General features: G+C 62.2%; 10 protein-coding genes and 1 pseudogene. 3 read left to right on the top strand and 8 right to left on the bottom strand.

From position 1 onward, the window contains the following. Positions 1–28: 28 nt before the first annotated feature. Positions 29–1,684, bottom strand: a complete 1,656-nt coding sequence (locus BMH31_RS08030; RefSeq protein WP_099724728.1) for an AbgT family transporter — start codon at positions 1,682–1,684, stop codon at positions 29–31. A 261-nt stretch (positions 1,685–1,945) separates the two neighbouring features. On the opposite strand from BMH31_RS08030, the gene BMH31_RS08025 reads away from it, so the two are divergent. After that, positions 1,946–3,517, top strand: a complete 1,572-nt coding sequence (locus BMH31_RS08025; protein WP_306460336.1) for an SLC13 family permease — start codon at positions 1,946–1,948, stop codon at positions 3,515–3,517. 1,374 nt (positions 3,518–4,891) lie between these two features. Then, positions 4,892–6,508, top strand: a complete 1,617-nt coding sequence (locus BMH31_RS15350) for a hypothetical protein (RefSeq protein ID WP_143469813.1) — start codon at positions 4,892–4,894, stop codon at positions 6,506–6,508. 48 nt (positions 6,509–6,556) lie between these two features. On the opposite strand, the gene BMH31_RS08010 is transcribed toward BMH31_RS15350, so the two are convergent. From BMH31_RS08010 to BMH31_RS07995, 4 genes and pseudogenes are all read right to left on the bottom strand, one after another. Further along, positions 6,557–7,807, bottom strand: coding sequence for a hypothetical protein (locus BMH31_RS08010; RefSeq protein WP_143469812.1), 1,251 nt, complete (start codon positions 7,805–7,807; stop codon positions 6,557–6,559). Positions 7,808–8,166: 359 nt separating this feature from the next. After that, positions 8,167–9,645, bottom strand: coding sequence for an RNA-binding domain-containing protein (locus tag BMH31_RS08005; protein WP_099724724.1), 1,479 nt, complete (start codon positions 9,643–9,645; stop codon positions 8,167–8,169). Between the two features lie 110 nt (positions 9,646–9,755). Then, the gene (locus BMH31_RS08000; RefSeq protein ID WP_099724723.1) at positions 9,756–11,846 is read right to left on the bottom strand and encodes a P-loop NTPase fold protein; all 2,091 of its coding nucleotides are present in this window, start codon (positions 11,844–11,846) and stop codon (positions 9,756–9,758) included. A gap of 950 nt (positions 11,847–12,796) precedes the next feature. Then, a pseudogene (locus tag BMH31_RS07995) lies at positions 12,797–13,294 on the bottom strand (DDE-type integrase/transposase/recombinase); the annotation flags it as partial. A gap of 369 nt (positions 13,295–13,663) precedes the next feature. Here BMH31_RS07995 and BMH31_RS07985 point away from each other — a divergent pair. Continuing rightward, the gene (locus BMH31_RS07985; protein ID WP_099724721.1) at positions 13,664–15,253 is read left to right on the top strand and encodes an Ig-like domain-containing protein; all 1,590 of its coding nucleotides are present in this window, start codon (positions 13,664–13,666) and stop codon (positions 15,251–15,253) included. 497 nt (positions 15,254–15,750) lie between these two features. Here BMH31_RS07985 and BMH31_RS07980 read toward each other — a convergent pair whose 3' ends face one another. The 3 genes from BMH31_RS07980 to BMH31_RS07970 all read right to left on the bottom strand — a co-directional run bounded on the left by BMH31_RS07980 (position 15,751) and on the right by BMH31_RS07970 (position 21,801). Next, on the bottom strand, positions 15,751–16,692 hold the full coding sequence (locus tag BMH31_RS07980; protein WP_099724720.1) for a class C sortase: 942 nt from the start codon (positions 16,690–16,692) through the stop codon (positions 15,751–15,753). Between the two features lie 94 nt (positions 16,693–16,786). Next, positions 16,787–18,304 (bottom strand): SpaH/EbpB family LPXTG-anchored major pilin, encoded by a 1,518-nt coding sequence (locus BMH31_RS07975; RefSeq protein ID WP_158234895.1) that lies wholly within the window; start codon positions 18,302–18,304, stop codon positions 16,787–16,789. 50 nt (positions 18,305–18,354) lie between these two features. Then, positions 18,355–21,801 carry a SpaA isopeptide-forming pilin-related protein gene (locus BMH31_RS07970; protein WP_158234896.1) on the bottom strand — a complete coding sequence of 1,149 codons (3,447 nt, stop codon included), beginning with the start codon at positions 21,799–21,801 and terminating at the stop codon, positions 18,355–18,357. Positions 21,802–24,248 lie beyond the last annotated feature (2,447 nt).

The raw sequence follows: 24,248 nt of genomic DNA, 5'->3' as shown, positions 1-24,248 counted from the left end.
CACTGCATCGGGTTCGTGTGGTCCACGGTCACATCTGGACGGGTGAGCCCGGGCCCCAGGGGATCCCGGTGAGGAACCACACGATGTACAGGGCGGCCCAGGCCAGCAACATCCACAGGGCATACGGAATCATCAGGGCGATGATCGTCCCGATACCCGCGTCTTTCTTGTAGCGTTGCGCTACCGTCACCATGAATGGCAAGTAGACCATCAGCGGGGTCAGCACGTTCACGGGCGAATCACCGACCCGGTATGCCGCGAGCAAGGTCTGGGGGGCGACGTCGAGCGACGCGAAGATCGGAATGAACACCGGCGCGAAGATCACCCACTTCGGGACCAGTCCCGGCAGGATGAAGTCCAGGAGCAGGATCACCAGGATGAACGCGATCAGCAGCACGATCGCAGGCACATTCGCGGTTTGCAGGACTTCGGCGGCCGCGATGGCGGCCACAGTTGGGAGGTTGGTCCAGTTGAACAGGGCGATGAACTGGGCGATCATCAAGAACATCACGAGCAGCCCGCCCAGGCTCCCGAACGTCTTGGCGATCGCCGAGACAGCCGCTGAGCCGCCGCGGAGCGTCTTCGCGCCGTACCCGTAGGCGACACCGCAGACCAGGAACGCGAGCGAGATGATGAATACCAGGCTCGCCATGAACGGGCTCGTGCCGGCGATGTCATCGGTCTGCGGTGCGCGCAGTGGCGCACCGGGCGGTAGCGTGAGCGCGAGGATCACCAGCACGAAGCCCAGAAGCGAGAACCCCGCGAACTTCAGCCCACGCGTTTCGGCGCTGTGATCGATATCGCTATCGTCCTGAGAAATGGTCATCTCGGAACGGTCGTAGGAGCCGAGTCGCTTCTCCGTGATGAGCATGGTCACCAGCAGCGCCACGATGGTGAGCAAGAAGGTCGACACGATTCCGAAGTACAGGTTGTGAGTGACTTGGATGGGTTCCATCCCAGCCGCGGTGAGCACCCCGTTGGTGATCTCGGTGAGCATGCTGTCGCTGGGGGTGATGATGAGGTTTGCACCGAATGCCGCGCCGACGGCGGCGAACGCACCCGCCAACCCGGCCAACGGGTGGCGGCCCACGGTGAGAAACGCGGCCGCGGCCAGCGGCACCAGGATCAGGTAGCCCGCGTCGGTAGCCACTGAGGACAGCACACCGACGAACAGCAGGATGGCGGCGAGCCAACGCCGCGGGGCGACCTTGACGACCTTGCGGATCAGCGCTCCCATGAGGCCCGCATGCTCCGCAACTCCGACACCCGCCATGGCGATCAGGACCGTCGCCACCACGCTGAACCCGGCGAAGTTGTCGACGAACGAGGTGAAGAAGAAGCGCACGCCCTCGATGGAGATCAGGTTTCGCACGTCATAGGTGCGGTCTTCCACGATGTACTTCGGCATGACCGCGGGCTCGCCTGTCGAGGTGTCGTAGATCGCCCAGGGGTTGCCGAAGTGGTTGTTCAACTGTTCGAACTCGCCGTTCGAGACCGGAGTCGCGACCTGGTCAGTCACTGAGACTCCGACCCAGCTCAGTATCCAGCTCAGTACTGCAATGAACGCGATCAGGTACAAGAACATGATCGTGGGATCCGGCACTCGATTGCCGACCCGCTCGATCCAGTTCAGAAGCCCGCTGGACTGGCCTGCCTTCTGCCGAGCCGCTTTTGCCGCGCTCATTGGCCGTGCTCCGCACGGTTCAGCGCAGGGAGGACCTGTGAGGGAAGTCGTCGTTGACTAGTCACGCGCGTACACCCTTTCAATAGCGTGTGCGAGGGAGTGTGGCGATACAGGCTATACCCGCGCATCACCCAGCAGGTCTCCGCGAAGAAGATTTCAGTACCCCTAATTTTCGGCGCCCCTGGTTTTCGGTATTTCTCCGCGCGGATTGGTCACGTCATGGGGAAGACGGATGCAGTCGTGTGCGCACATAATGTGTGGATGATGAGTCCGATCGTCGTCACCCTGGCCATCCTGGTTCTGGCCGTGGTCGCTTTCGTGTCGAATCGGATACCGCTCGGCGTGGTTGCGATCGGTGTCTCTCTCGCGCTCTATTTGACGGGCGTGCTCGATCTCACCCAGGCGTTCGCGGGCTTCGGTGACCCGACGGTGCTGTTCATCGCGTCTTTGTTCGTGGTCAGTGAATCCCTCGAGTCCACAGGGATCGTGGCGTGGGCCGGCCACCAGGTCACCAGTCGTGCAGGTACTCGGCGCGTGCCTCTGCTGCTGACGATCGGTGTGCTCGTCGCCGTGGTGGCGGCGGTGATCAGCGTGACCGGCTCCGTCGCTGCCCTCCTTCCCCTTGTCGTGGTCATCGCCGCTCGTGCCCAGATCAGCCCATCGCAGATGCTCATTCCGCTGGCGTTCTCCGCCCATGCCGGATCTGTGTTGACGCTGACCGGCACACCGGTAAACATCATCGTGTCGGACCTTGCTGAGGAATCTGGAGGACGTCCGTTCGGGTTCTTCGAGTTCGCACTCGCAGGCCTCCCGCTTGTAGCTGGCACGCTCGCGATCATCGGACTGTTCGGGTCTCGTCTGCTCCCGAAACGCACTCCGCAGGCTGTGCCAGTCGACTTGGAACAGCTCGCGTCAACGCTGCGCTCTGACTACGCGATTGACCCCGGTCGCACGCTCATGAGTCCCAGCCGAGGTGTTACCGAGGCAGTAGTCCCTCCGCGTTCCACACTCATCGGGCTGCACGTGTTCCCCGGCATGTGCACTCCCAGTGGCGATCTGGTGATCCTCGGTGTCACCCGAGGCGGAGAAATCATCGAGGAGAGCGGTGTGGACTTGCAGGCGGGCGATGCTCTGTTGCTTGATGGCACCTGGGACGACCTCCACAGGCACACCGCGGGCAGCGCAGAGGTGCTCGTCGTCGACGAACCGACAGCTTTGCGGCGTTCAGTGCCGCTGGGCACCGGGGCAAAGCGAGCCGCGGTGATCCTGACACTCATGATCGTGCTCCTAGCGACCGGTATCGTGCCCGCAGCCGTGGCCGGTGTGCTTGCCGCGATCGCACTCGTGCTCACGAAGGTCGTCTCCGTCACCCGCGCATATCGATCGATCTCCTGGACCACGGTCGTGCTGATCGCCGGCATGATCCCGCTCTCGACCGCGTTCCAGACAACCGGTGCCGCAACCGTGATCGCGGACTGGCTCGGATCCTGGCTGGGGAGCGCAGGACCTCACACCGCGCTGGCAGTGATCGTCCTCCTCACTCTTTTCCTCGGACAGCTCATCAGCAACACTGCCACCGTGCTGATCATCGCCCCGGTCGCCGTTGCGCTTGCCCACACCATGCAGTTGTCAGTGATGCCGTTCCTCATGGCACTGACCGTAGCCGGAGCCGCTGCTCTCCTGACACCGGTCGCGACCCCCGCAAATCTGATGGTCATGGAACCCGGCGGCTACCGATTCGGCGACTACGCCAGGCTCGGCCTGCCACTAGCCGCCTTGTATTTCGTGATCGCGGTGTTCTACGTGCCCCTGGTCTGGCCGTTCACTGCGTGACCGGCGGACGCCCTGGTTCTACCAGTTGAGCGCGACTGGGCGGCGGCGAACAGGTTTCTGGCGCCACAACCAGTTTACCGAGACCGATTTACTGCACGCATCGACCTACTTTCTTTACGCCCGATAGGCCGGCGCTGGTCCGACCGAGGAAGAGCGAGAGGCAGGCCTCAATTGCCCCAACAGGAATCCATCTGGCCTGAGAGCTCAAGCGACGACACTTGCACACCCATCGCGATGGCATCACTTACACAGCTCCACGGAGAGGCCATGCAAACCTACTGATTTTTCCAGGCGAGGAGCGAGTGGGGCGAAGAATTCACTCTAAGGTCAGCTTCAAACAAGCGGGCTGATGCGATGCGGGGGTCGGGCGAGTGCCCCTGCTCCTCGATGGGAAGGAGTTCCGGTTGTGAAAGCAAGGCAGTCTAGGTACGTGGAAACGCATGCGCGAATTCTGCAAGCGGCCGGAAAGCTGATCGCGGCACGGGGCTACCGAGGAGTCACCTACGACAACATCGCGGAAGCCTCAGGCCGCGGCGTGGGAACAGTTCTCCGACATTTTGGGACCAAAGCGGATCTCGCGAGAGAGCTGGTTTTTGAGCAACGCAGGAGGTTTCGCTCGATCACGTCACGCTTAGAGACGCAGCCTGGCCATCAGGCGGTTGGGTCATCCTTAGGCGAAGTTTGCTTCAAGCTTGCCCGTCAGTTGGAAATCGACCCAGTGGTGCAAGGAGGGCTGCACCTTTTGGTCGAGTCGCCGGGGGAGATATCACTCCCAGCAGGATGGCCTTTTGGTGAGTGGAAGGCATATATATACCGAGAGCTTCTTCGGCAAACAGATTGCTCTCCCGTTCAGGCAAGGGACCGCGCTTCACTCTTGGTCGCCTTCCTCGTTGGAGTTCTTAGCTCTCTCGAACGGGGCCATTGTGCGGATAGAGTACGAAACGGGATCTCGTATATACTTCCGAATCTCGAAGCGCAGTCGAACCCCAGCCGGACCAACGCGGCCGGGGACCTATTGCCCTCAGCTGGCCACCGTTACGAGCATCCGGTTCACAGCAGGGCGTATCCGTGAACCTCCGCGACTTCGATACCCGCAACAGGATGGCCCCAGCTAGAGAAGCCCGCTTTAACCACCCAATAAGAGTGGAACCTCAGTTTCTACGTCGCCGCGCTCCGGCTAGGCGTCACCGGGAATTTTCCAGTCGGACTGTCAAACGTAGTGGACTACTAATGCACACCCGTCCGGCCCGATGGGGCCGCCTGCATCTTGGCAGCATTCACGCGCGATTTCAAAACGGAACGGCCACTAGATTTTGTGCCGGGAGAGCTAGATCGCCGCTTTGGACCTATGAGGAATACTGAAGAGGAGTTCCCATGGAAGAGATTTTTGAGTTCGCGAACGTCGTCGGTGGCTTGCCGCCAGAATTCCTGAGCTCCGTAGACGCGAAGGACGCCGCAGCGGGCGTAGCTTTGATGCGCAGGGTGCTCGAGGCTCCGGACCAGTACCGGGGCAAACCTCCGCCAGGCTTCTCTTCAATCGTTCGGGATGAGCTCGCACAGCGCCTCGCTGGATGGGTCGAGCTCTACGACGCACGTGCGACAGAGGCGCTGGAGCGCGTGAGCCCGAAGAGCATTGCCAGCTTCGCTCCGTTCTTGGGGGCCGTTTCTCGCCTACGGGGCGCGCCGGACCCGCAACAGGTTCCCCTACGAAGGTGGGGCTGGATCGCAGCAGTTGGCGGCGGCGGAACCCGACCACTCGCCGGAATCAAAGACTTCGTGCAGGCCGCGCAAGATTGGCGAAACCTCTCCACCCTGCGCGGCTTCCTCAGCTCCTTTGAAGGCACGAACCTGGAGCGCCTGACCTCGATGGACCACGAACTGCTGCTCGGTTCAAAGATCAGAATAGGTTGGGGGTCCGCGGGAGTCGCTCGCGAGATCGCTTCATTGCGACCTTCTGAGATCCCCGGAGAAGCACTGGAGCAGTTGCTTGCGCACATCGAGCATGTCGGGGAATCTCCTGCTTGGTTCTACGGAGCCGCCGCCCCCGTACCCGAGCTCGCGCGTCCTCTCGCGCGGGACATGTCAGTCCTTCCTGGAGAGTACGCCGGCAGCCGATTCAGCAGGCTGAATTCCTCACGAGAGGCCGCCTTGCGGCCGTTCATTGATCTCGGTGACCAGCTTGTTCCCGCAAATCTTGAAGCAACGCTGCGAATCCATCTCCCCGTCCTCGCGCTCGCCAGGAGAGGCCTCCAACCGCACGAGTCGGCAGATCTCATGGAACAGGTGTGTGCACGCTTGCTTCAACGAACCCCTGGCTTGACGGTGCATCATGGGGATCTGACCCTGCGCGTCTCCCCGACTAATGAAGGAGAGTTGGACGTCGTCGCGATCGATCGCACGGCAACCAAGGTGATTGACCTCGAGGTAAAGGCGCACTACGAGGGCGACACCATCCCGACGACTCCCAAATTGCATAGCCGAGGAGTTGAAGCGGTCGCGGAGCAGATCGCGCTGCGGCAAGAGGCATTTGAATCGGGTGTTCCCGTCTGCCTCGACGGAGCACCTCTCGCGTTAAGGAAGGAGGCCGACTTCCTGGGACTCGCCGTCACTCTTCACGATTACTCCGGCCTCATCTGGAAGGCAGAACCGAAGAGCCCGGGGAAGGCTGTGAACATCATCACGATCGGGGACCTGGCCGTCATCACCACTGTCCTCAAGGACGATGCGGAGCTCATCGCCTACCTGGAGCTCCGCACCGCCTATATTGCGAGCGGTCGCAGCTACGTCTGCGACGAGATCGACTTTCTCGCGCATTTCCTCCTATACGGCCCCAAACAGCTGCGTTCGGAGATCTCGCAAGTCCCCGAGGACGGGCGACTCATGGTACCCGCCCGGGACATCCTTCCTGCGCTGGCTGCAGTCATGCAGGTTCCCGCCCCCGGGATTGGCCGAGCGGTGATCGCCACCCTTCCCGAGGTTGGGATCTTCTAGAAAGGCAATGCGGATCGTCGGAGGCAGCATGGATACTCAAGGTTGCTGCTATTTCGTTGCGCGTCCCACCGCTTCGCCGATCATCGAGGCCAGCTGCGTGAGGGCGGCCTGGAGTTCCGGACCATTGTCACTGCCGGCCTTACCGTTGGTCATGGCGTCGACCTCGCGACCCCTCACGAAGATTGAGCGGGCAGTGTCAACACGCAGCTCCTCCTGGTGATCTTCGTGCATGTTAGCGACGAACGGTTCCAGGGCGGCAAGGGCGAGCTGGATCTGCTTTGCCTTGCGCTGTTCTTTTCGGTGCAGACCTGACTCGCGACTGGCCCAAGCGCCGGCGCCAGCTGCGAGCAAGGTGCCGCCCCACTTAGGCAGAAACGATAGCCACCCGGAATCCGGCGACACGCTTCCCTCTGGGTGCAAGAGGAACGGGGAAGCGATAAACCAAACAATGGCAACCCCAAACACAGCGACCGCGATGATCCGCCAGCGGTCCGCGGCTTCGCCCTGCTCCTTCGCGTAGGTCCCGTATCCAGAAGCGGTAGCTTCGACGCCAATGGCTTCGAGAACCTTCCTTGACTGGTCACGCTGTTCTTCCATGAGCTGACGATGAGCATCGACCTCGGCAGTAAGCTCCTCTCGCGTCTTCTCCCAACGCGTCCGCCTCTCTTGGTCGCCCTTCTCGAACGACGCTTGCTGATCGCTCAATACCCGGTCCAGGCGACCAGCTTGCTCCTGCACTGTCTGGTTGGCAGCCTGGATCGCCTCGCTCAGGCTGGCAAGCTTTTGATCGGCGACCGCTAGCTCTGTATCGAGCGAATTTCTATACCTGGAGGCCTCATCTCTGATCTCCTCGAGACGAGCTTCCTGTTCAACCCGGAGCTCTTCGACAGCGTCCTGCATATTTGCGAGGCCCGCTTCGAGTGACCGCTCAACCTCGTCCGCCCGCTCCGTGATCCCCTTTAGACGGCCTCGAGCCGTCGAGGGCATCGTACGCAGCGCCCGAGTGAGGCCATTAAGCACGCCAGTAAGAAGGCTCTCCGACCACCAGCTGCTCTCTGGACGCATCTCCTGCCGGAGCGCCACAATGAGGTCGTGAACCTCATCGAGGTATCTCCGGGTGACGAATGGATCAGGAGCATTCTGTAGACGAACGAACGCCGTAAGCGCCGCCCGAGCCTGCGAAACACCTTCGCTTGGAGTTTCAAGTGCGCCGCGTTGGATCAGATCGAGAATATGGGCGTTAAGTTCCCGCGCCTCCGCCCAAACTCCATGGTTTGAGTACGCTTCCTGCCAAGTCATGCCTCTGAGTATCTCAGGAAAGCTCAGTCATTATGTCCGGACGGCTAGTGCAGGAACGCGACCTTCAATTGCGTCCCTGTGCGCCCAAACCAGCGACGACACCGGCCGAGGCTCCATCCCTTGGCGATGGCTCTCGTGCGAAGTAACACAGGAGAAGACCCCGAGACCCAGGGCACGCCGCAGACGCACGTTCGCACTCCAACCCCACGAGACGTAGCGTGTAGAGCTGACCGCTGCAGAACCGCCTCACCCCGCCCCGCGAGCAAACACCGGCACACAAATCTTCCACGAACTTCGGCTCCACCATTGGCCAAGCCGGCCACAACGCCGGCTCGCAGCAAACACGGGCAAAGAAGCTGCTACTTCGAACTAACGAAGTACGGCACGTATGAACGACTCTTGAAACCTGCATCCTCGTCGTAGATCTTGATCAGACCAGCAGCGACGGCAGACCCGAGCAACTTTGAGGTCTTTCCGCCGTCCTTGTCCGGCAGCCCGAACCGCTCCTTGACCGACGCGTTCGTCACGCGCTTCTTCTTCGCGTTCTGCACGAGGGCGTGGAAGAACAGAGCGTTCAGCGCCTCGTCTTTCGTGTAGTCGCTGAAGGCCCGCTGCCACCAGACAGTCACCCGCATCGAACCACCGTTACTCTCGATCAAGGGAGCAGGAAGACCCTGGGCCTCGATGAAGTCACCGATCAAATCCCATCCGGATCCTCGCTCATCACACATACCCATGCTTCTGGCCGCGAAGGCAAACTTCTCATTTCTCGACTTGGGTGCGCTTCCGATAATTCGGTCCGGCTCCACAAGAGATTCACCGGGATTGCCCACTTCCACGCGATCATCATATATCTCAACCATTGGCCCAGCCCCTTGCACCGCAAGGTCCTGATGGATAAGTGCATTCGCAATCAGCTCTCTCATCACCCGCGGAGTAACCATGGGAATGTTTCTTCGAATGCCCCCCTCAAAAGACTCATCACTAGGAAGCCAGCTCCCTGCCGTCGCGACCAGGCCCTCGAAACCTACCGCGTAACCCTTGACGCCACGCAGTTCCTTTGCATTGGCGGCTTTGGACTCGCCGCCGTACTTGATCAGACGAACAGATTTTCGACTCACCGATGGGAAGTCTTCAATTTCCCGAGCAAGCAACAATGCCCCCATGGTCGTGACGTACCATCCCGTAACTTCTGCCGGGGTAATCATTGAGCCCTTGGCGAGCTCGGACAGGATTTCCTCTTCGTCTGTCGACTCCGGGATTCCTCTTAGATCAAAATATGTTGCGTAGCTCAATCGCGCGAGAACTTCTTCACCGGAAATGGCCTCACTCGCCGCCCCGAGCTCGATCGGCGTATCGTCTAGCGAGCGCCAAAGCTCCTTAGCGATAGCGGGATGATCGGCGAGTCGCTTCTTATGGGACTTGACGCGACACCACCCATCCTTCTTGAAAGTGACTGGCATAGTATTCGCAGCTTGAATAATAAGCAGCACAAGTTTCGTTCCGTCAAAATCCACCTCACGGAATTCAAAATGCGCCTGATCCGAAAGAAGCGCATGCAGCCACGGCACCAGTGCCTGGTTACCCGCCGCCTTCGACTCAGGGTCAAATGTCGTGCCAATGACTTTCTTTGTTTTGTCTTCGATTCCAAAAATGAGGTACGCATACTTGCGTCCCAAAATGACCGCAGCGTTCGCGAGAGCGGAAATGTATTCGCCGATTTCTTGCGGCTCTAGATGGTTGCTCTTGAACTCGACGACTTCATTCTCGGATGCTTCGGGCTTGATCAGCGCCGCAATGATCTCAAGGGCGCGGTCATCGGTCATCAATGGCGACATGCGTTTAGCATACGCTGACGCATGGAGATGCCGTCGCGGCACTACCCTGTGCGGTCGATGCCATGAAGAGCCCTGGTCGAGTCTGATCACCGGTCACTACCGGCTCGCCATCAATCCGCAAGGTCCATGTAGTCGATCGAGTTCTTCAGATTGCGAAGAGAGCCCAGCAGAAAGGCTCGACGGACCTCAGGCGCGATGTCTGGGCTCTCGAGGTCCTGAACGGTGTAGTCCTCGCGACCCGCCTTGGCAGCAGCCTGATCCAGAAGTGGAGCAAGCTTTTCTCGACTCACTAGCGAGATCAGCTGCTCCCCCCTAAACCTCAAGGCGTAGCGATTCGTGGGTCCCACCCATGTCTGCAACTCAACGAAGGAGTCTGCAAGTTGAAGGAATGACTCGTAGTCAGGGATCATTGGATCCAGCAACGAACTCATCGACTCTGCGGGATGAGTGTGCAGGAGAACTTCGGTGATCTCCGGAAACATCCCCGAACCCCGAACCCGATCAGGACGAGCGAGCAATTCCCCTAGCCAGTACTCACCAAACTGCTTGAGCACTGCGCCATCCCCATCACGGAGCACCTCCGGGCTGCTCCACCGCCACAGCAACCTCAGCGACGTCTTCTCTCCCACCAGGGCTATCACCGCGCGCGCATCCATCGTGCCTTTGGTCATTGCGGCACCTACCTCGAACGCGAGAAGCTCCTGCAATGCGGCGACTGGAGACGAGAACGCTTCTTCCTCATGCGACCGCGCTTGTAGTCGCGCGACAACATACTCCACCAGGTGCGAGCCGCGAGAGGGGATTTGCTCACACAGTTCCCGGAGACGGCTGATCGCTAAGTTTGCGAGGGCCCAGTCCGTGCCGTCGATGATGGCAGAGAGCTCCGCGTCCTGCTCAGACCCGCCCCCGCCTCGGATCACTTCCTCGACGAGGCTATCGCTGACGTCATCCTCCGGGATCGCAAGCAACATGTATCGGCCGAAGTAGGTTTTGTCCGCAATCGAGCGTCGATGCTGCTGATAGGAGTTCTCTCCTTGTGCTTTCACCCCCGGAAAGATCACCGCAAGGAGGGCCTGAGTTGGGGCTATCTCTGCCGAGGAGTCAGTCTGCCGAATGAGTTCCTCCCAATCTGCCTCCGACATCTTGGATTCTGTTGCGCCACCGCGTCGGCGCTTTCCGGTGCGCAGCATGGGCCCCCAATCGGCAAGCTTCGACCACGTCCCGTGCGCTGCGAGACGGAGCCAGGTAATTGCGACGTAGTCCGGCAAGTCGAGCTGACTGCTTGTTACGTGAGAAGCGAACGCATGTAAGTGTTCGAGGAAGCGCCCGATCGTGCGAGGCGTGCGCAGCTGAGGGGCGATGACTTCAATGATGCGTTGAACACGTTGCACCCCGACTGGATCGAGCCGCTCGTCGGTCGCTTCAAGGAGTTCCTGAAGGCCCTCCTGGAGAAGGCGTCTTGCTGTCGCTTGAGGGACCGGCGGCGTCTCGAACGGGTATTGAACTATCTTTTCCATGAAGGAAGCGGTACGCCAGTCAGCCCCCGGCGTGCGCAGAAGCCCTTCCACAGTTTCCTGGTCGTAGGCAATGAGGTAGTGAACTCCACGGAACCGGCCAAGTAGACGCAGAACTTTCAAGAGAGTGATGAGCTCCTCGACCCCCAGCCGGTCAACGTCGTCGACGATGACGAGAACACGCTTCCCAAGGTCCTGAATCTTCGCGGAGAGCTCGTCGAACTGCTTCTGCCAGGGCGGCCGCTGAGCCAAGGCGTCAAAGGCCCGCTCAACACTCCCCCTCGCTCCGGAGCCCACGAAAGGCACGATTCCAATAAGAGGGGTGACATAGGAGGCATACCCGACGAACGTCCGACGCTGCTCACCTCTGAGCTTCCCTCCTAAGAGAGACGTGAGCGTCCGCACAAACTCGAGCGACACCGCGCCCGAGTCACCGCCGGACCATGGAGAGAAGTCCGCTACTTCCCAAATACCGGAAAGTCGCGAGCGCACCTGGTTCAGAATCGATGTCTTTCCGGATCCCCAAGGACCCACCAGCCCAAAGACCGTACTCGGGTCTTCCGGCCCCACGAGCTGAATCCGGTTCGCAACAGTATCGACAAAGGCTTCCCGCCCGAATAGATCTGCGCCGTCCGATGCGAGAGGTTCGTCCGACCAGTGCGGACGCTCAGACCTGATATTCCTCATGCATTCAAGAATGCCCCAAGATACGGAGATAGCCGGAGACCCGTGGCCGACCGACGGAAGCCGCTAACAGGACGCAGCAGTCATCGACCGCTGCTGTCTCCCCAGGAAGCTCAACTCGAAGTCTGTGGCCCTGGCCCCGCAGAGCTCGCAAGGAGGTCCAGCCGCGATTCCGCAAGGCGGGCTTTCAACGAGCTGACGACATGTAGCTTCTCCACGTTGAAGGCCTGCAGCTGGCATGTCGCGAAGCTCGGTCCGATCAAGTTGCCGGACAGTATCCCGACCCCGATATACCGACCAATGGTGCGCCCAGAAACGTGCTCGGAATCCGAGTTTCCCGCAGTTGGACCCTGCGCAGAAGACGTCTCCTGGCGGTCAGATTGGCGCCGCTCCGTTGCCCCACGCCCACGACCGAGCGTAACGGCGGTTCTCAAACAGCCAATGCGCACTTGCCGGTGGGCTTCACCCATGTGGCGCCAAACGCCAACTTCAGCGGGCCGGGAAAAATTCGGACCTTAGCTGGGAAACACGATGTTTCCAGGCACCGCCGACCCCTTACGGGACAGAGCCACAAGGAATTGTGCAAATACCCCGCCACCAACGCCTGAGGCCCTCGATTCCGTTCGGAGTCGAGGGCCTCAGACGTTTTCTCGCCTGATCGGGCCCTGCCCACGTCTCCCCGCCTGCGGGTTGAGGTGTTCGAGACACGCCGAATGACCCCTCCGGTCAGTGACCTCTTCGTGCGGTGTTCCGTTCGGGAGCGTCGGGCCGCTATGTCCGCGGCGGGCCGACCTCTGCCTTCGTTCGTCCGCGGCGGTTCGTGGCCTTGCGCGCCGCGTCTTTGCTTCGCCGGCTCCCCGGCTTCACCGAGTCAGGTTTCCGCTTCTTCGGTTCGTACGTGTCTTTGATGCCTCGCCGGAGGGACGGCTGTACGAGCAGGTGACAGGTTGTAGTCACGCCGCCAGCGCGACGGTCGTGTTCATGATGGTCTCGAACTCGATGGGCCTCGAACGGCCCAGACGGGCCTGACGTCGGCGCCGATGGTAGGTCCGTTCGATCGAAGCTACGATCGCGATGCGCAGCTGTTCCGGGTGGTCCAGGATCGGCGGGTTCTTCTGCAGCAACGCGAAGAATGACTCCATAACAGCGTTGTCTCCGCTGGAGCCGACTCTTCCCATGCTCCCGACCAAGCGATGCCGACTGAGGGCACGGAGCATCTTCCGGCTGCGGAACTGAAATCCCCTGTCCGAATGCACCACGCAATCGGCGACGTCGCCGCGCATCGCGACGGCGTTCTCGGGCGCCTCAACGGCCAGTCGCGACTTCATCCGGGAGTCAATCGAGTACCCGACGATCCACCCGGAGTAGACGTCCTCGATCACGCAGAGGCAGAGCTTGTCCTCCGCGGTCTTGTGTCCCGTGATGTCCGTCAGCCAGAGCTGATTCGGCGCGTCGCATCCGCTTCTGCAGCGTCATCGGGTGAACACCGAAGTCTTTCGCGATCTGCTCGATCGTCACTCCGGGCTCGCGGTTCCTGGCGACGCGGACCACGTCGTCACGGAACTCGGACGGGTAAGGCTTGGGCGCAGCAACATCCTTCCAGGCCCGCTTCGCGGGCAAGCCAGATCAGATGTCACCTATCCGTGCAGCAGTCCCAACGCCGAGACTTCAAAGCTTGCCCATATCTGGCCGCTTCCCCGCGACCGTTCGTTGAACCGACGAGGGCAGGTTATGCTTGCCCTCCAACCTGCAAGACCACATCGGAGTGCATCTTGACAACTCGAGCCAAACGAACGGGAAAGTTCCTACTGGCCGGCACGATGGCCGCGCTGCTCGTCTCGGCCGGAAGCAGCATGGCCTCTGCAGAACCTACCAGCACGACAGAACCCTCGGCAGCGAAGGCGGCCGTAGCTGCCCCGAACTGGCCCGGCGGTGAGTGCGTCCTCAGCGACCCCCACCTTGTCTTCGACGACGAGAACGCCTCCAACCCCAAGGCCAGCATGTCCTGGAACCCTTCCACTTCGGCACCGGTGGACCCGGACGACTCGAATTTTCATCTCCGCAGCACCAGCATCGGCGTCTCGAACCTCTCGAACCACACCTACTACGAGACGACCTACTTCCCGTCCTGGCTGTTCCTCCGCGAGAACGGGACGAACAAGCACAACTATGCGGCGTGGAGCTCCAGCCTCAACCTCTTTGACACCCAAGTCCCGCCGCAGTATCCGTGGGCAAGTGGCTGGCAGCCCCGGGACCCGGGAACCCCCGGCGCACAGGCGACCCTGATCCCAGGTACCGCCGCGGGCAATCCGCTGGCAGCGACGATCATTGATCCCAATGCCCTCGGGAAGATGAGCATCGGGGCGGGCACCACCCGACCCGGATACATCCTCCCCGACATTGCCGCGGGAGCCAACCAAGGATTCATCCAGGTCATGCGTGTCGAACGGCCCACGAACAATGGCGCATACGCGAGCCTCACCTATCGAGTGATCAGCGTGAAGACCTGCCTGCCGGTACCCACGATCGCACAGCCGACCGAAGGGGACGCGACGCTCTCGGGAACCGGAACCACCGTCGGCGATGCGATCACGGTGAAGGATCAAGACGGGAACGTGTTGGGCACCGCTGTAGTCCAGTCGGATCTCACATGGACACTCGATCTTGGTTCTCCCCTCGACACCAATGTCCGGGAACTCACCGCGACCGCGGTGGACGAGTTCGACTTCGAAGGCGTCGCCGAAACGACCGTCGCACCTCGTCCCGTCGTCCCGTCGCTCACAAACCCCACCTCGGTGAGCCTCAGCTGCACGGGAGACGCGGTGTTCACCACGAAAGTCACGACAGGAACACCCGACCCGGTCGTGAAATGGGAACAGTCGACAGACGGCGGCCAAAGCTGGACACCAGCCCAGGGCACTGCCTCTTCCGACGGGCAGATGCTCACCGTCTCCGCGAAAGAAGCGGATGACGGAACTCGCTATCGAGCAGTCGCCAGCAATTCTGCCGGCACTGCTACCAGCGAGGCGGCACTCCTCACCGTCGCTGCCTGCCTGACCGAGGTCACGCCGGCCGCCCCGCGGATCAGCGACTCGACGGAATGCGGTGTTTCGCAGACGGTCCAGATTCCGAAGGTGCAGGGCGTCAGGTACACCAGGGAGGAATCCGGCCGTATTGTTCGGGTCACCGCGCGCGCAGCCGAAGGCTACAAGCTCGCCGCAGGTTCCCAGAGTGCCTGGGAATTCCGCATCTCCGCACCCACCAAGTGCGCAACACCCTCTGCCGTGCCGGGCAGGGGCTCCACTCTGGCCCAGACGGGGAGCGATTGGATGACACCATTGGCCGCGACGGGAGGGTTCCTACTGGCCGCGGGCGTCGCACTGTTGTGGCGGAGGCGGATTGCACGGTAGGACAGCACTCGAACCAACCAGAGCCCCGGAAAAGAGACGCTCACGCACCTTGCTCCTTCAGTGATGCGAGGAGCAGCGTATGCGATCAGGATCTCACCCGTCTGGGACAACGCGGCCTGCGACGCTGCCCCCGGGAGTATCCGGCGCAGAGAAGTCTGATGGTGCTACAAGGGCTGCTGCAGGCGACCAAATTCGAACCACAGAACGTGAACGTCCTCCGCCGCTGACACGGGCCGGCGGTGGATGACATTCAGCTCGCCCGATCTCGTCGCCCGGTCCGGGCGACGAGCAGAGTCTTCCACCTTGCGGCCCGGAGAAAGAAACCGCGGACGCCACACCGCTTCCACCTACGCAGCTGAGAAGGCACCATCGGAACCTCGTGTCCGGCCGTGTGCCTCGGCCTCGGAGATACGGAACCGTCCCGCGAGTGCACGGTGCAGGAGCAGGAGCAGGCCAACAGTCGAACTCGTTCACGCTGAAGGCGATCCGGAGCGCAACTATTCGGCCGCGTCGCGCCGATGTGTATTCCGTTTGGAGGCAAGTCTCGGGTCCAGGTATCCTCGCCGCCACACGTATGCGCCCACAAGCAGCACCCCGGCGCCTCCGATCACCACCCACCAGGGAAATCCGGGAAGCTCGGGAGCCTTCCCGACGTCCCGGATGGCTTCCGGTGGCGTCGGCGTGATGCGCTGCCCAGTCACGACGATGCGATGGGAGTTGATACCGAGCGGCGTGCAGGTGATGAGGGTCGCGAGGTCCTCCCCCGGGACCGCACGCAGCGAACTGCTGTCCTCCGGGTCGATCACTTGAATGTCAAAGACCTTATAGACCAGCACCTCACCGAGGACCTCGATACTGAAGGTGTCACCCTTCTTCACCTCGTTGAGGTTCGTGAACATCGTGGAGTTGGCGAGCCCGCGATGCGCGGTAATGACGGTTCTCGTGCCCGCACCTCCTACAGGGAGATGCGATCCCTCGAGGTGGCCCGCGCCTCGGAGCAGCGTGGCCTCGGAGGTGCCGTGGTAGATCGGAAGGTCGACTTCGATGCCGGGGATCTTGATTCTCCCCATGAGCCCATCGTCTCCGGCCTTCAGCATGTCTGCGTAGCGGAGCTCCGTGTTGGTGGAATTGCCCGCTCCGACCGGCACGTTCCCGCCGGGCTCGAGCTTGACCCCCGCGGTCAGCGCTTTGTTGTATTCGTAGGCGAGATCGAACTGGCGCGCCGGGTTCGGCTTGACGGCATGCAGGTTCGTTTCGGCCCGTTCGATAACCCGGGACTGGTTGTAGGAGGACACCCAGGCGGCGGTCATCGGATACAGGCCGGTTCCGAGGCCTCCGAGCGCGAGCACCATGATGAGGTATGTGACAAGGCTCGGCTTCCACGTTCGACGCTGCTTCTTCCGCAGCGCGGCCCTCGTGGGGGTGGCGGTATCGGCCATGGTGTCCTGTCTCAGTGATAGGGGTGGGCGAACATGCCTCCGGGCGGTGCCGCAACGATTCACGTTGCGGCACCGCCCGGAGGCCGTTTGGGCGCTACTCGCTCAGCTGAGCCTGACGGCGGCGGCGCATCAGCACCAGACCGACGGCGGCGGCGAGTGCTGCGGTTCCGCCGGCGATCAAGAGGACCTGGCCCGCGGCTCCGGTGATCGGCAGCGGAGGAACGCCCTGCTGGGTGTTCTCGATGTCGATGTTGTCGGAAGTGGTGTTACCGATGAGCACTGCGACCGGCGTGAACGGGTTCGGCGGGAGGACGTAGCCTGCGGGTGCCGCGGTCTCCTTCAGCACGTAGCAGCGCTGGGGGTTGTCGATCACGGGGTTGACGCTATCGCTCACGAAGAGGCCGGCAAGGGAGATGACCCCCGACGAGTTCGAGGTGAAGCTCGTCTGGCCGCCCACGGAGACCGGCGACCCGGTCGCCGTGGCTGCGGAGCAGTCGGCGGCGTAGGGATCTGCGGCTGCGTAGATCTCAAACACTGCGCCCGAGAGGGTGCCGGTCGACCCCGAGGTGCCTGCGGCGCGCTTGGTGATCTGCAGGTCGCCCCAGTTGGTGCGCACCTCGTTCGAAGGCAGCGGCGGGTTGGAGTTCGGATCGAAGCCCGGGTTGTTCGGCCAGAACTGGGCCGTGTTGGGGATGACTCCGCCACCGACCGCGTTCACGGTACCGGCGAATACAACCTGGATCTCGGCGCCGACGTGGGCGTTGGGGCCCTCGTTGAGCCATGCGATCCCGGCCGCGGTGAAGTTCATCGTGATCTGCTGGCCGGTGATGTCGATCGTGTAGAACGAGGGATCGAGGGCGGTGCCATCGGCCGTCACCGCGATGGCCGAGGCGGCCACCGGGGTGAGACGGGGGTCCAGGGTGTCGCGGACCGCGAAACCGGTCCACGCCTGAGCCATGCGCGACACGGGAACGGTGACCGGGAACTTCACGACGGATCCGAGGCCGTAGTCCTGCTGAGGATCGATCGTCTTCTCGATCGACCCCGAGCCGTTCTTCGGATAGGCGTGTGCGTCATACACCCATCCCTTTTGGTACGGCAGAGGGATCGTGATGATGAAAGGGAGAGACTTCTCGATGATGTTGGCCGGTGCCGCCGTCTCGCACACCTGGTAAAGGCCGACGGGCAGCGATGCCGTGGCCGATCCATCAGCAGCAGTCAGCGGCATCACCGTCGGCGTGCCGAGCGTGTACCCGGCCGGAGCGGTGCAGGCGGCCCCGGGGGTGAGCGTATCGAGACCGTTCCAATTGGCGGGAACCGTCAGGTCGACCGCGCTCCCGGACTTGAGCAGCGGGTAGACGGTGAACTCGACGCCGGCGACCGGGTCAGTGAAGTCTCCTGCGGCCGGGGCCTGACTCACGTCGCCAGTGGTGCTTCCGGCCTGGTTCAGGAACTTATGGACGGTCAGAGAACCGGTCCGGTTGGGGTCGATGTTGCCGTAGTCCTGGGGAGCGGCGAGTGCGGCCGAAGAGCTTCCGAGGATTGCTGTGATGCCAAGAGCAGCAGCACCCACCATCGTGGTGATGCGGCGTCTGGCCGTACTTGCCTTCATGAGGTCAAGACCTTTCTGTTGGATGGATCGAGAAGAGATAGATGGACGGGTCATGCGAGGATCTTTCCTTCGAAGGAGTCGCGCAGGCGGCGCCGACGCAGCAGGACCAGCAACACCGCGAGCCCGCCAAGGGTGCCGGCGCCGACGAAGATCCCGAAGGTGCCCACACCACCCGAAAGCGGCATCGCAGGACCGACGTGCTGCTCGTTCGTGATGGGGGACGCAAATGCCGTCACCCCCTGCACGGTGATGTAGTGCGGCTGAACGTCGAGCACGTAACCGGCCGGCGCCTTCGTCTCAGTAAGCCGATAATTGCCATCTGGCAGGTTGTTGATCAAGAACTTGCCGGCGGCTGGATCCTTGTCCGGACCAGTGCAGCTCGACGCGTTCGCCGCGACGCAGTCCATCACCTGAATCGGCGTCCCGGCCGGATTCTGGCTGCTGTCGACTTTCACGAGCTCCCATTCGGAGCCCGCCAGGTGCTTCTGCGGAGTGGCGGAGTTCACCTTCTCCCAGGCGAGCGAAGACGGAAGGATGATGAGTCCGGCCGGATCGCACGAGGGGTCGACCTTCGTGTCCGAGGGAGTTGCGCATGCATTGTTGATGAGGTGGGACCCCGCTGCGTGACCGGTGAGCAGCACATCGTATTCGATAGTGACCGCGTTGCTCGCGCCCGGCTTCAGCTCGGGAATCACGGCCCCCGCGCTGAGACCCGCGGGCAGCGGATTCAACGCTGCGAGGTCGACCTTGTCGTCGGTCACCTTCACATTCGTGAGCGTCTGATCGCCGGTGTTGGTCACGACGAGCCGGTACTTCGCCGTGTCGCCGGTGTGGAACGAGGGATAGTCGTCGACGTTCTGCGCGTCGTGCCAGTTCCCGTCAGCATCCTGGACGTACTTCTTGATCGTGAGCGAATCGACCGCGGCGATCTGGAACCAGCTCGAGGTCCGCATCGTCAGCTTCGTGCGCGACGCGCGCGCCTCGGCGCGGTTCACGTAGATGTCGTCGAACTTCGCCCCGGTGGTCTTCACGTTGACCCTGAAGGACTGGGTCGCGCCTGCTGCGAGCGACGGCCCGATGACGCGGACCGCGGTCGCGTTGGCGTTGAACGTCGTCGACCACCCGACGGTGTTCCCGGTGATGCTCCCGGCGGAGCCGTTCGAGGGATCCGCCGGGTCGTCCTTGAGCGTCGCCGGACTCGCGGTCGTGTAGTAGACCGTCGCCCCCGCGACTGCGGTTACCGGTCCGGACAACTGGTAGGAGCCGGAGAAGCTCGTTCCGCGACCGTCGCCGTTGTAGGGCAGGATGTCGACCGTGTCGGTGAAGGTCTGCGCGACGGAGTCGGCCGAGGTGAGACGCACCGTCCATCCGTCCTGCGCCGTCCCGTTGACATGCGGCACCTGCTGGTTGTCGGCGGTCTTCGTGATGAAGGTGTATCCGCCGTCGCGCACGCTGGTGCTCGCCGTGGCGGACCCCTTGGACCCGTCGAGATCGATGTTCACGGTGTTCGTGAAGACGGTCCCCGGCGCGGCCGAGGAATCGACCACCGCGCTGAGCAGGATCGTGTAGTCGGTGTTGGTCGACACGTTGTTGATCGTCCAGTTCAGCGTCTGCCCGCTGACGCTCGTCGGGGCGACACTCGCGCTGCCCGGGACGTAGGTGAGGCCCGCGGGAAGCAGGTCCGAGAGTTTCAGGTTGTTGACCGTCGTGTTCACCGGAGCGTCGACCCGGTAGCTGAGCGTGAAGTTCACGGTCGCGCCTGGCATGGTGATCTTCTGGTCCACGGCTTTCGTCACGTGCGGCGTTCCAGCCACGATGCGGAGCACGTCACGTCCGCCCCCGGTGTAGGGGTAGCGCGAATTCGGAGTGAGCGTTCCCGAAAGGGGCACGTCGCCCGCGTTCATCGTGCGATGCGGATCAACCCAGGCATTCGCGCCCATCTTGTAACTCGTCCAGGTCCAGACATCCGTACCGACCGGCGTGCTCGGCTTGATGGTCGTGGACGTATACATACGCGCGACCGCGTCCGGGATGTTGGCCGAGGCGGGGAACGTCGCCCGGATCGCCTTCACCGTCGAGAGATCGCTCGGGAGCGTCGACGACCAGGTGGTTCCAGTCGAACCGTCGCACTTGAAGCTGTTCGGATTGTAGTTCGCACTATTCGGATCGGCGATGCCATTGGTGCCCGTGCCCGTGAAGTACTCGTAGATGACGCCCGGGTACGGGGTGACCACGCCCCCGGAGATGGTGCCCGCTTTCGAGGAGTTGAACGTGACGTACTTCGTGTCCAGGATCGTGCAGACCTGCGTGCTGGCCTCTGCTCCCTGCGGCGGTCGAACGCCCGATACGGCGAGCGCCGGCTGTCCCGCCATCGTCCGATAGGTATCGGTCCAGATCGTTCCCTCCACGGGCCGCACCTGGTTACTGAGTGACCAGCCGCCCGTCCAGGTGCCGCGCGTCGAGGCCCGAGAGTTGCTGTTGTTCGAGGCGATGTCGACACTCGTCTCACCGCTGGTCGAGGTGTATGTCGGAGCGTTCGAGGTGAACGAGACGGTGGTCTGATTCACATAGGTGAAGCGCACGGAGATCTTGCCCGCAGCCACCACATCCCAATCCGTTGGCAGGGCAGTGCCCGACGAGTCCACCGTCGGATCCAAGGTCTTGGAGTAGTCAATTCCGGTCAACGTCAAGCGGAACACATTCGGAGCCGTCTGCACGAGCGTGCAGGTCGTCGGGAACGGCGCGGTCTGATTCGCGGCGAACCCGCTCCCCGAATAGGGGTATCCGGGGTTCCTGGCGTCCTGTGCACTGCAGCCCGATACCGACGGCACCACCGTCTCGCCACCACTCGAAGAAAAACTCAGAGTGTAGCTGACCGAGTTCGGCCCCGCGGTGGAGCCCGGAGCATGACGGAGCGACCAGGGGAAGGTAAGCACATTCTGCGTGCCGTCCAGCGTCTGCCCCGGCGTGCCACCGTCGAACTTCATGTCCATCGCGAACGGGTTCGTGATGGACAGCTGGGGAAGAGTGGCCGTCGCCTGGTTGAGACCGGGCGTGCCGATTGACGCGGAGACGGAGACCTTATCCCCGGTGCTGCCCTTCGCCTCAACACCCGCGAGCAGCAGTTCTGCGGTGCCGAGGTCTCGAGTACCGAGATTGCACACGAGGGTCGCACCATTGTCCTGAATCGAAGAAGCCGGAGTCACGCCCGAGGTGAGGCACACGGAGGGCAGCTCGGTGAACACCGCGTGCTGAGCGGTGAACGTGATCGTCACGTTGTCCTGCGGCGGATTCAGCGGAGCAGGGTCCGCATCGTTGATGTTGTATCGCCAGACCGCGGTCAGCCCGGTTCCGGATTTGACCGGATCCGGTGTCCCCGCCGCCCAGTTGCCTTCGATCTCGTACACCGTCGTCACTGCGTTCGCGGCCGACGGCAGCACGAACCCCGTGAGGACCACGCCGAGCGACAGACCGGACGCGAGAATCGCGCGTCCCAACTTCCGCAGGCGGGGACACGAGCCCGCTCGAGGAGTGGCCCGACGGGCTCTCCCTTGCCTGAAACCTGCGAGCCAACGATTCATGCCGTTCCCCCAACTTCACGCGGACCTAAACTGAACTCGACAGAAAACGCGCCGCGCCGCATTTTCATCGCATTAGGTGAAATCTTCATCATCTTCAGTCGCATTTCTGCTCAGTGGGCGGGCCCAGATATCGCAAGCAAGCACCTTCAGCTGGCACCATGCATTCGCAACCCTGGACTCATCTTCGATATCGGCCCACGAGTAGCGTCGAAGGTATAGACACGTCCTCCGGGGTGCATCTGACGCGCCACCGAGAAGTTTCTTTCAACCCCTTGCACCCGCCGAACAGGTCCAGTGCTCGCGATGATGAGCCGTTGCTGTGTTGCCACCGCTGGAGGGTGGCCCGCTCTTGAATCGAGGCCAGTGAGCAGCCTGAGCCCGAACTGCCGCGCCGATCGCCAGCCGCCAGGCAAGGGTGTGGGCGCTTCCGACACCGCGGTGACTCCTGGGCTACTGAGCATGAATGCGCTCCGGGGCGGCAGCAAGGACACACCCAGCGCAGAGCGCCCCGGGCCCAGGCTCGGGTAAGGCCGCGCTGATACGCCCCGATCACAGCAGAGCGCTCGGGACCGCCAAACCTGAGGTCGAAACATACGCAGTTGAGGCGTCTTCTTACTTGCGGACTGCACATGCCGCCTGGTTCTGCGCGCCTCCCACCACCGAGCAAAGACTCCACAACGCGTTGGGATACTTCTGCCCCTACAAGCAGTCACGCTTGGTCGGGAGGCGGACGGACCCAACCTGTGCAATAGCACCGCTGACCCGGCCAAAGACGGGGCTCCGTCTTCACACGACGCCGGGCGCAGAGCTGCGAAGAGGGACCTTCAAGAACGAGGGACCGCCGGGACATCCCGAGGGGGCGGGTGTCCCGGCGGAGGCCTCCGAGGTGTGCAGTTCAAGATCCTCATCGACCCTCGCAGACCGGCCAGCCGCGCTAGGGGGATGAAGCTGACCATCTGCACCGACTAAGACCCCCTACGGCCACATGATCTGACGCGAGCCCCAGCAGCTTCGAGCTTTCTCGCCCGCGTCAGATTTCACCCCGCCGCGGTGTCTTAGAAGCTTGAGGATTCAATCGCTTGGTTGATTTTACGGAGGAGTCACAACGCCGTGGCGTCACCTGGCACGAGGGGGAGATGGACGCATGAAAAACAGTTCGCGTTTCGCAGATGAGGCGGACATGGCGCTAGTGAACATGGTCAGAGGGGGTGACCAAGATGCGTTCGGAGAGCTCTGGAAGCGCCACGCTGGTGCAGTTTCCGCCGCCGCGCGCTCCTTCACCGGCTTCGACCCAGATGACGTGACACAAGAGACCTTCTATCGCATCTTGCGCAGGCTCCAGGCGGGGCAGGGGCCCGCCACCGCGTTCAGGGCATACGCGATCATGACCGCCAGGAACGTCGCTGCCAATATGGCGCGGCAACGGGGGAGCGACGACATCACCGGAGCGTCCGACGAGATGCTCGAGGCGTTCAGCCAACCGCAAGATGATTTTGCTCCGCGGTTCCTTGAGAGCAGCTTCACACTCTCAGTGTTTCGCTCTCTCCCAATCCGCTGGCAGGAGGCGCTCTGGTACCGAGAGGTCGAAGACCTTCCCGTCCAGGTGTTCTGCGCCTACTTGGGGATGAGTGAGAACGGCACGAGCGCGCTCCTCAAGCGCGCTCGTGAAGGATTCAAACAGGCGTGGATCGCAGCGAACCTCTCACCAACTGGCGGACTCGATCCGGACTGCCGATGGGTAATCGAACGCCTCCCGCGTTACATTCGAGGAAAGTCCACCGCTTCGATTCGCAAGAAGCTCGAATTCCATTTAGGAGCCTGCCCACGCTGCGCAATAGTCGTAGAAGAATCCGAAGTACTGCAGTCCAGACTGGCACTCGTCCTACTCCCCGCCTTCTTAGGAAGCACCTCCGGCGCAGCATATCTGGAGTGGATACGGTCAGATAAGGCGAATGAGGGGATCGGCCAGCCGCGCATATCTGGACCACCAGGAAGAGCAGCAAGGGTCGTGAAGCTCGGGTTAATCCCTACCGCGGCAGTGCTCGCAGGATCGATAGGTGGGGCGTACGCCTTCATGACGCTGGCCGATGTCCCCGATACTCAGCAGGCGCCCCCAACCACATTACTGGGTTCAGAGTCAGAAACGTCTACAGCCACTTCCGCCACCGAAAGCGATGGATCAGGCTTAGCCAGGAAACCTCAGGTCGCATCAAAGGTCACACCACCGACTTCGACATCATCCGCCGGCTATGGAGCCCTTCCTCCGACCCCCAAAACCCCCGAGGAGCAGGTACCCCTTCCAACGCCGACGTCGCCCTCTACCCCGCACCCAAGGCCGTCACCCGCACCAGCGTCCCCGATCC

The organism is Leucobacter sp. OLIS6, from assembly GCF_002752355.1.
Lineage (GTDB): Bacteria > Actinomycetota > Actinomycetes > Actinomycetales > Microbacteriaceae > Leucobacter.
Note: the sequence above shows the minus strand (reverse complement) of the source record. Positions and strands in the feature narration are given on the sequence as shown.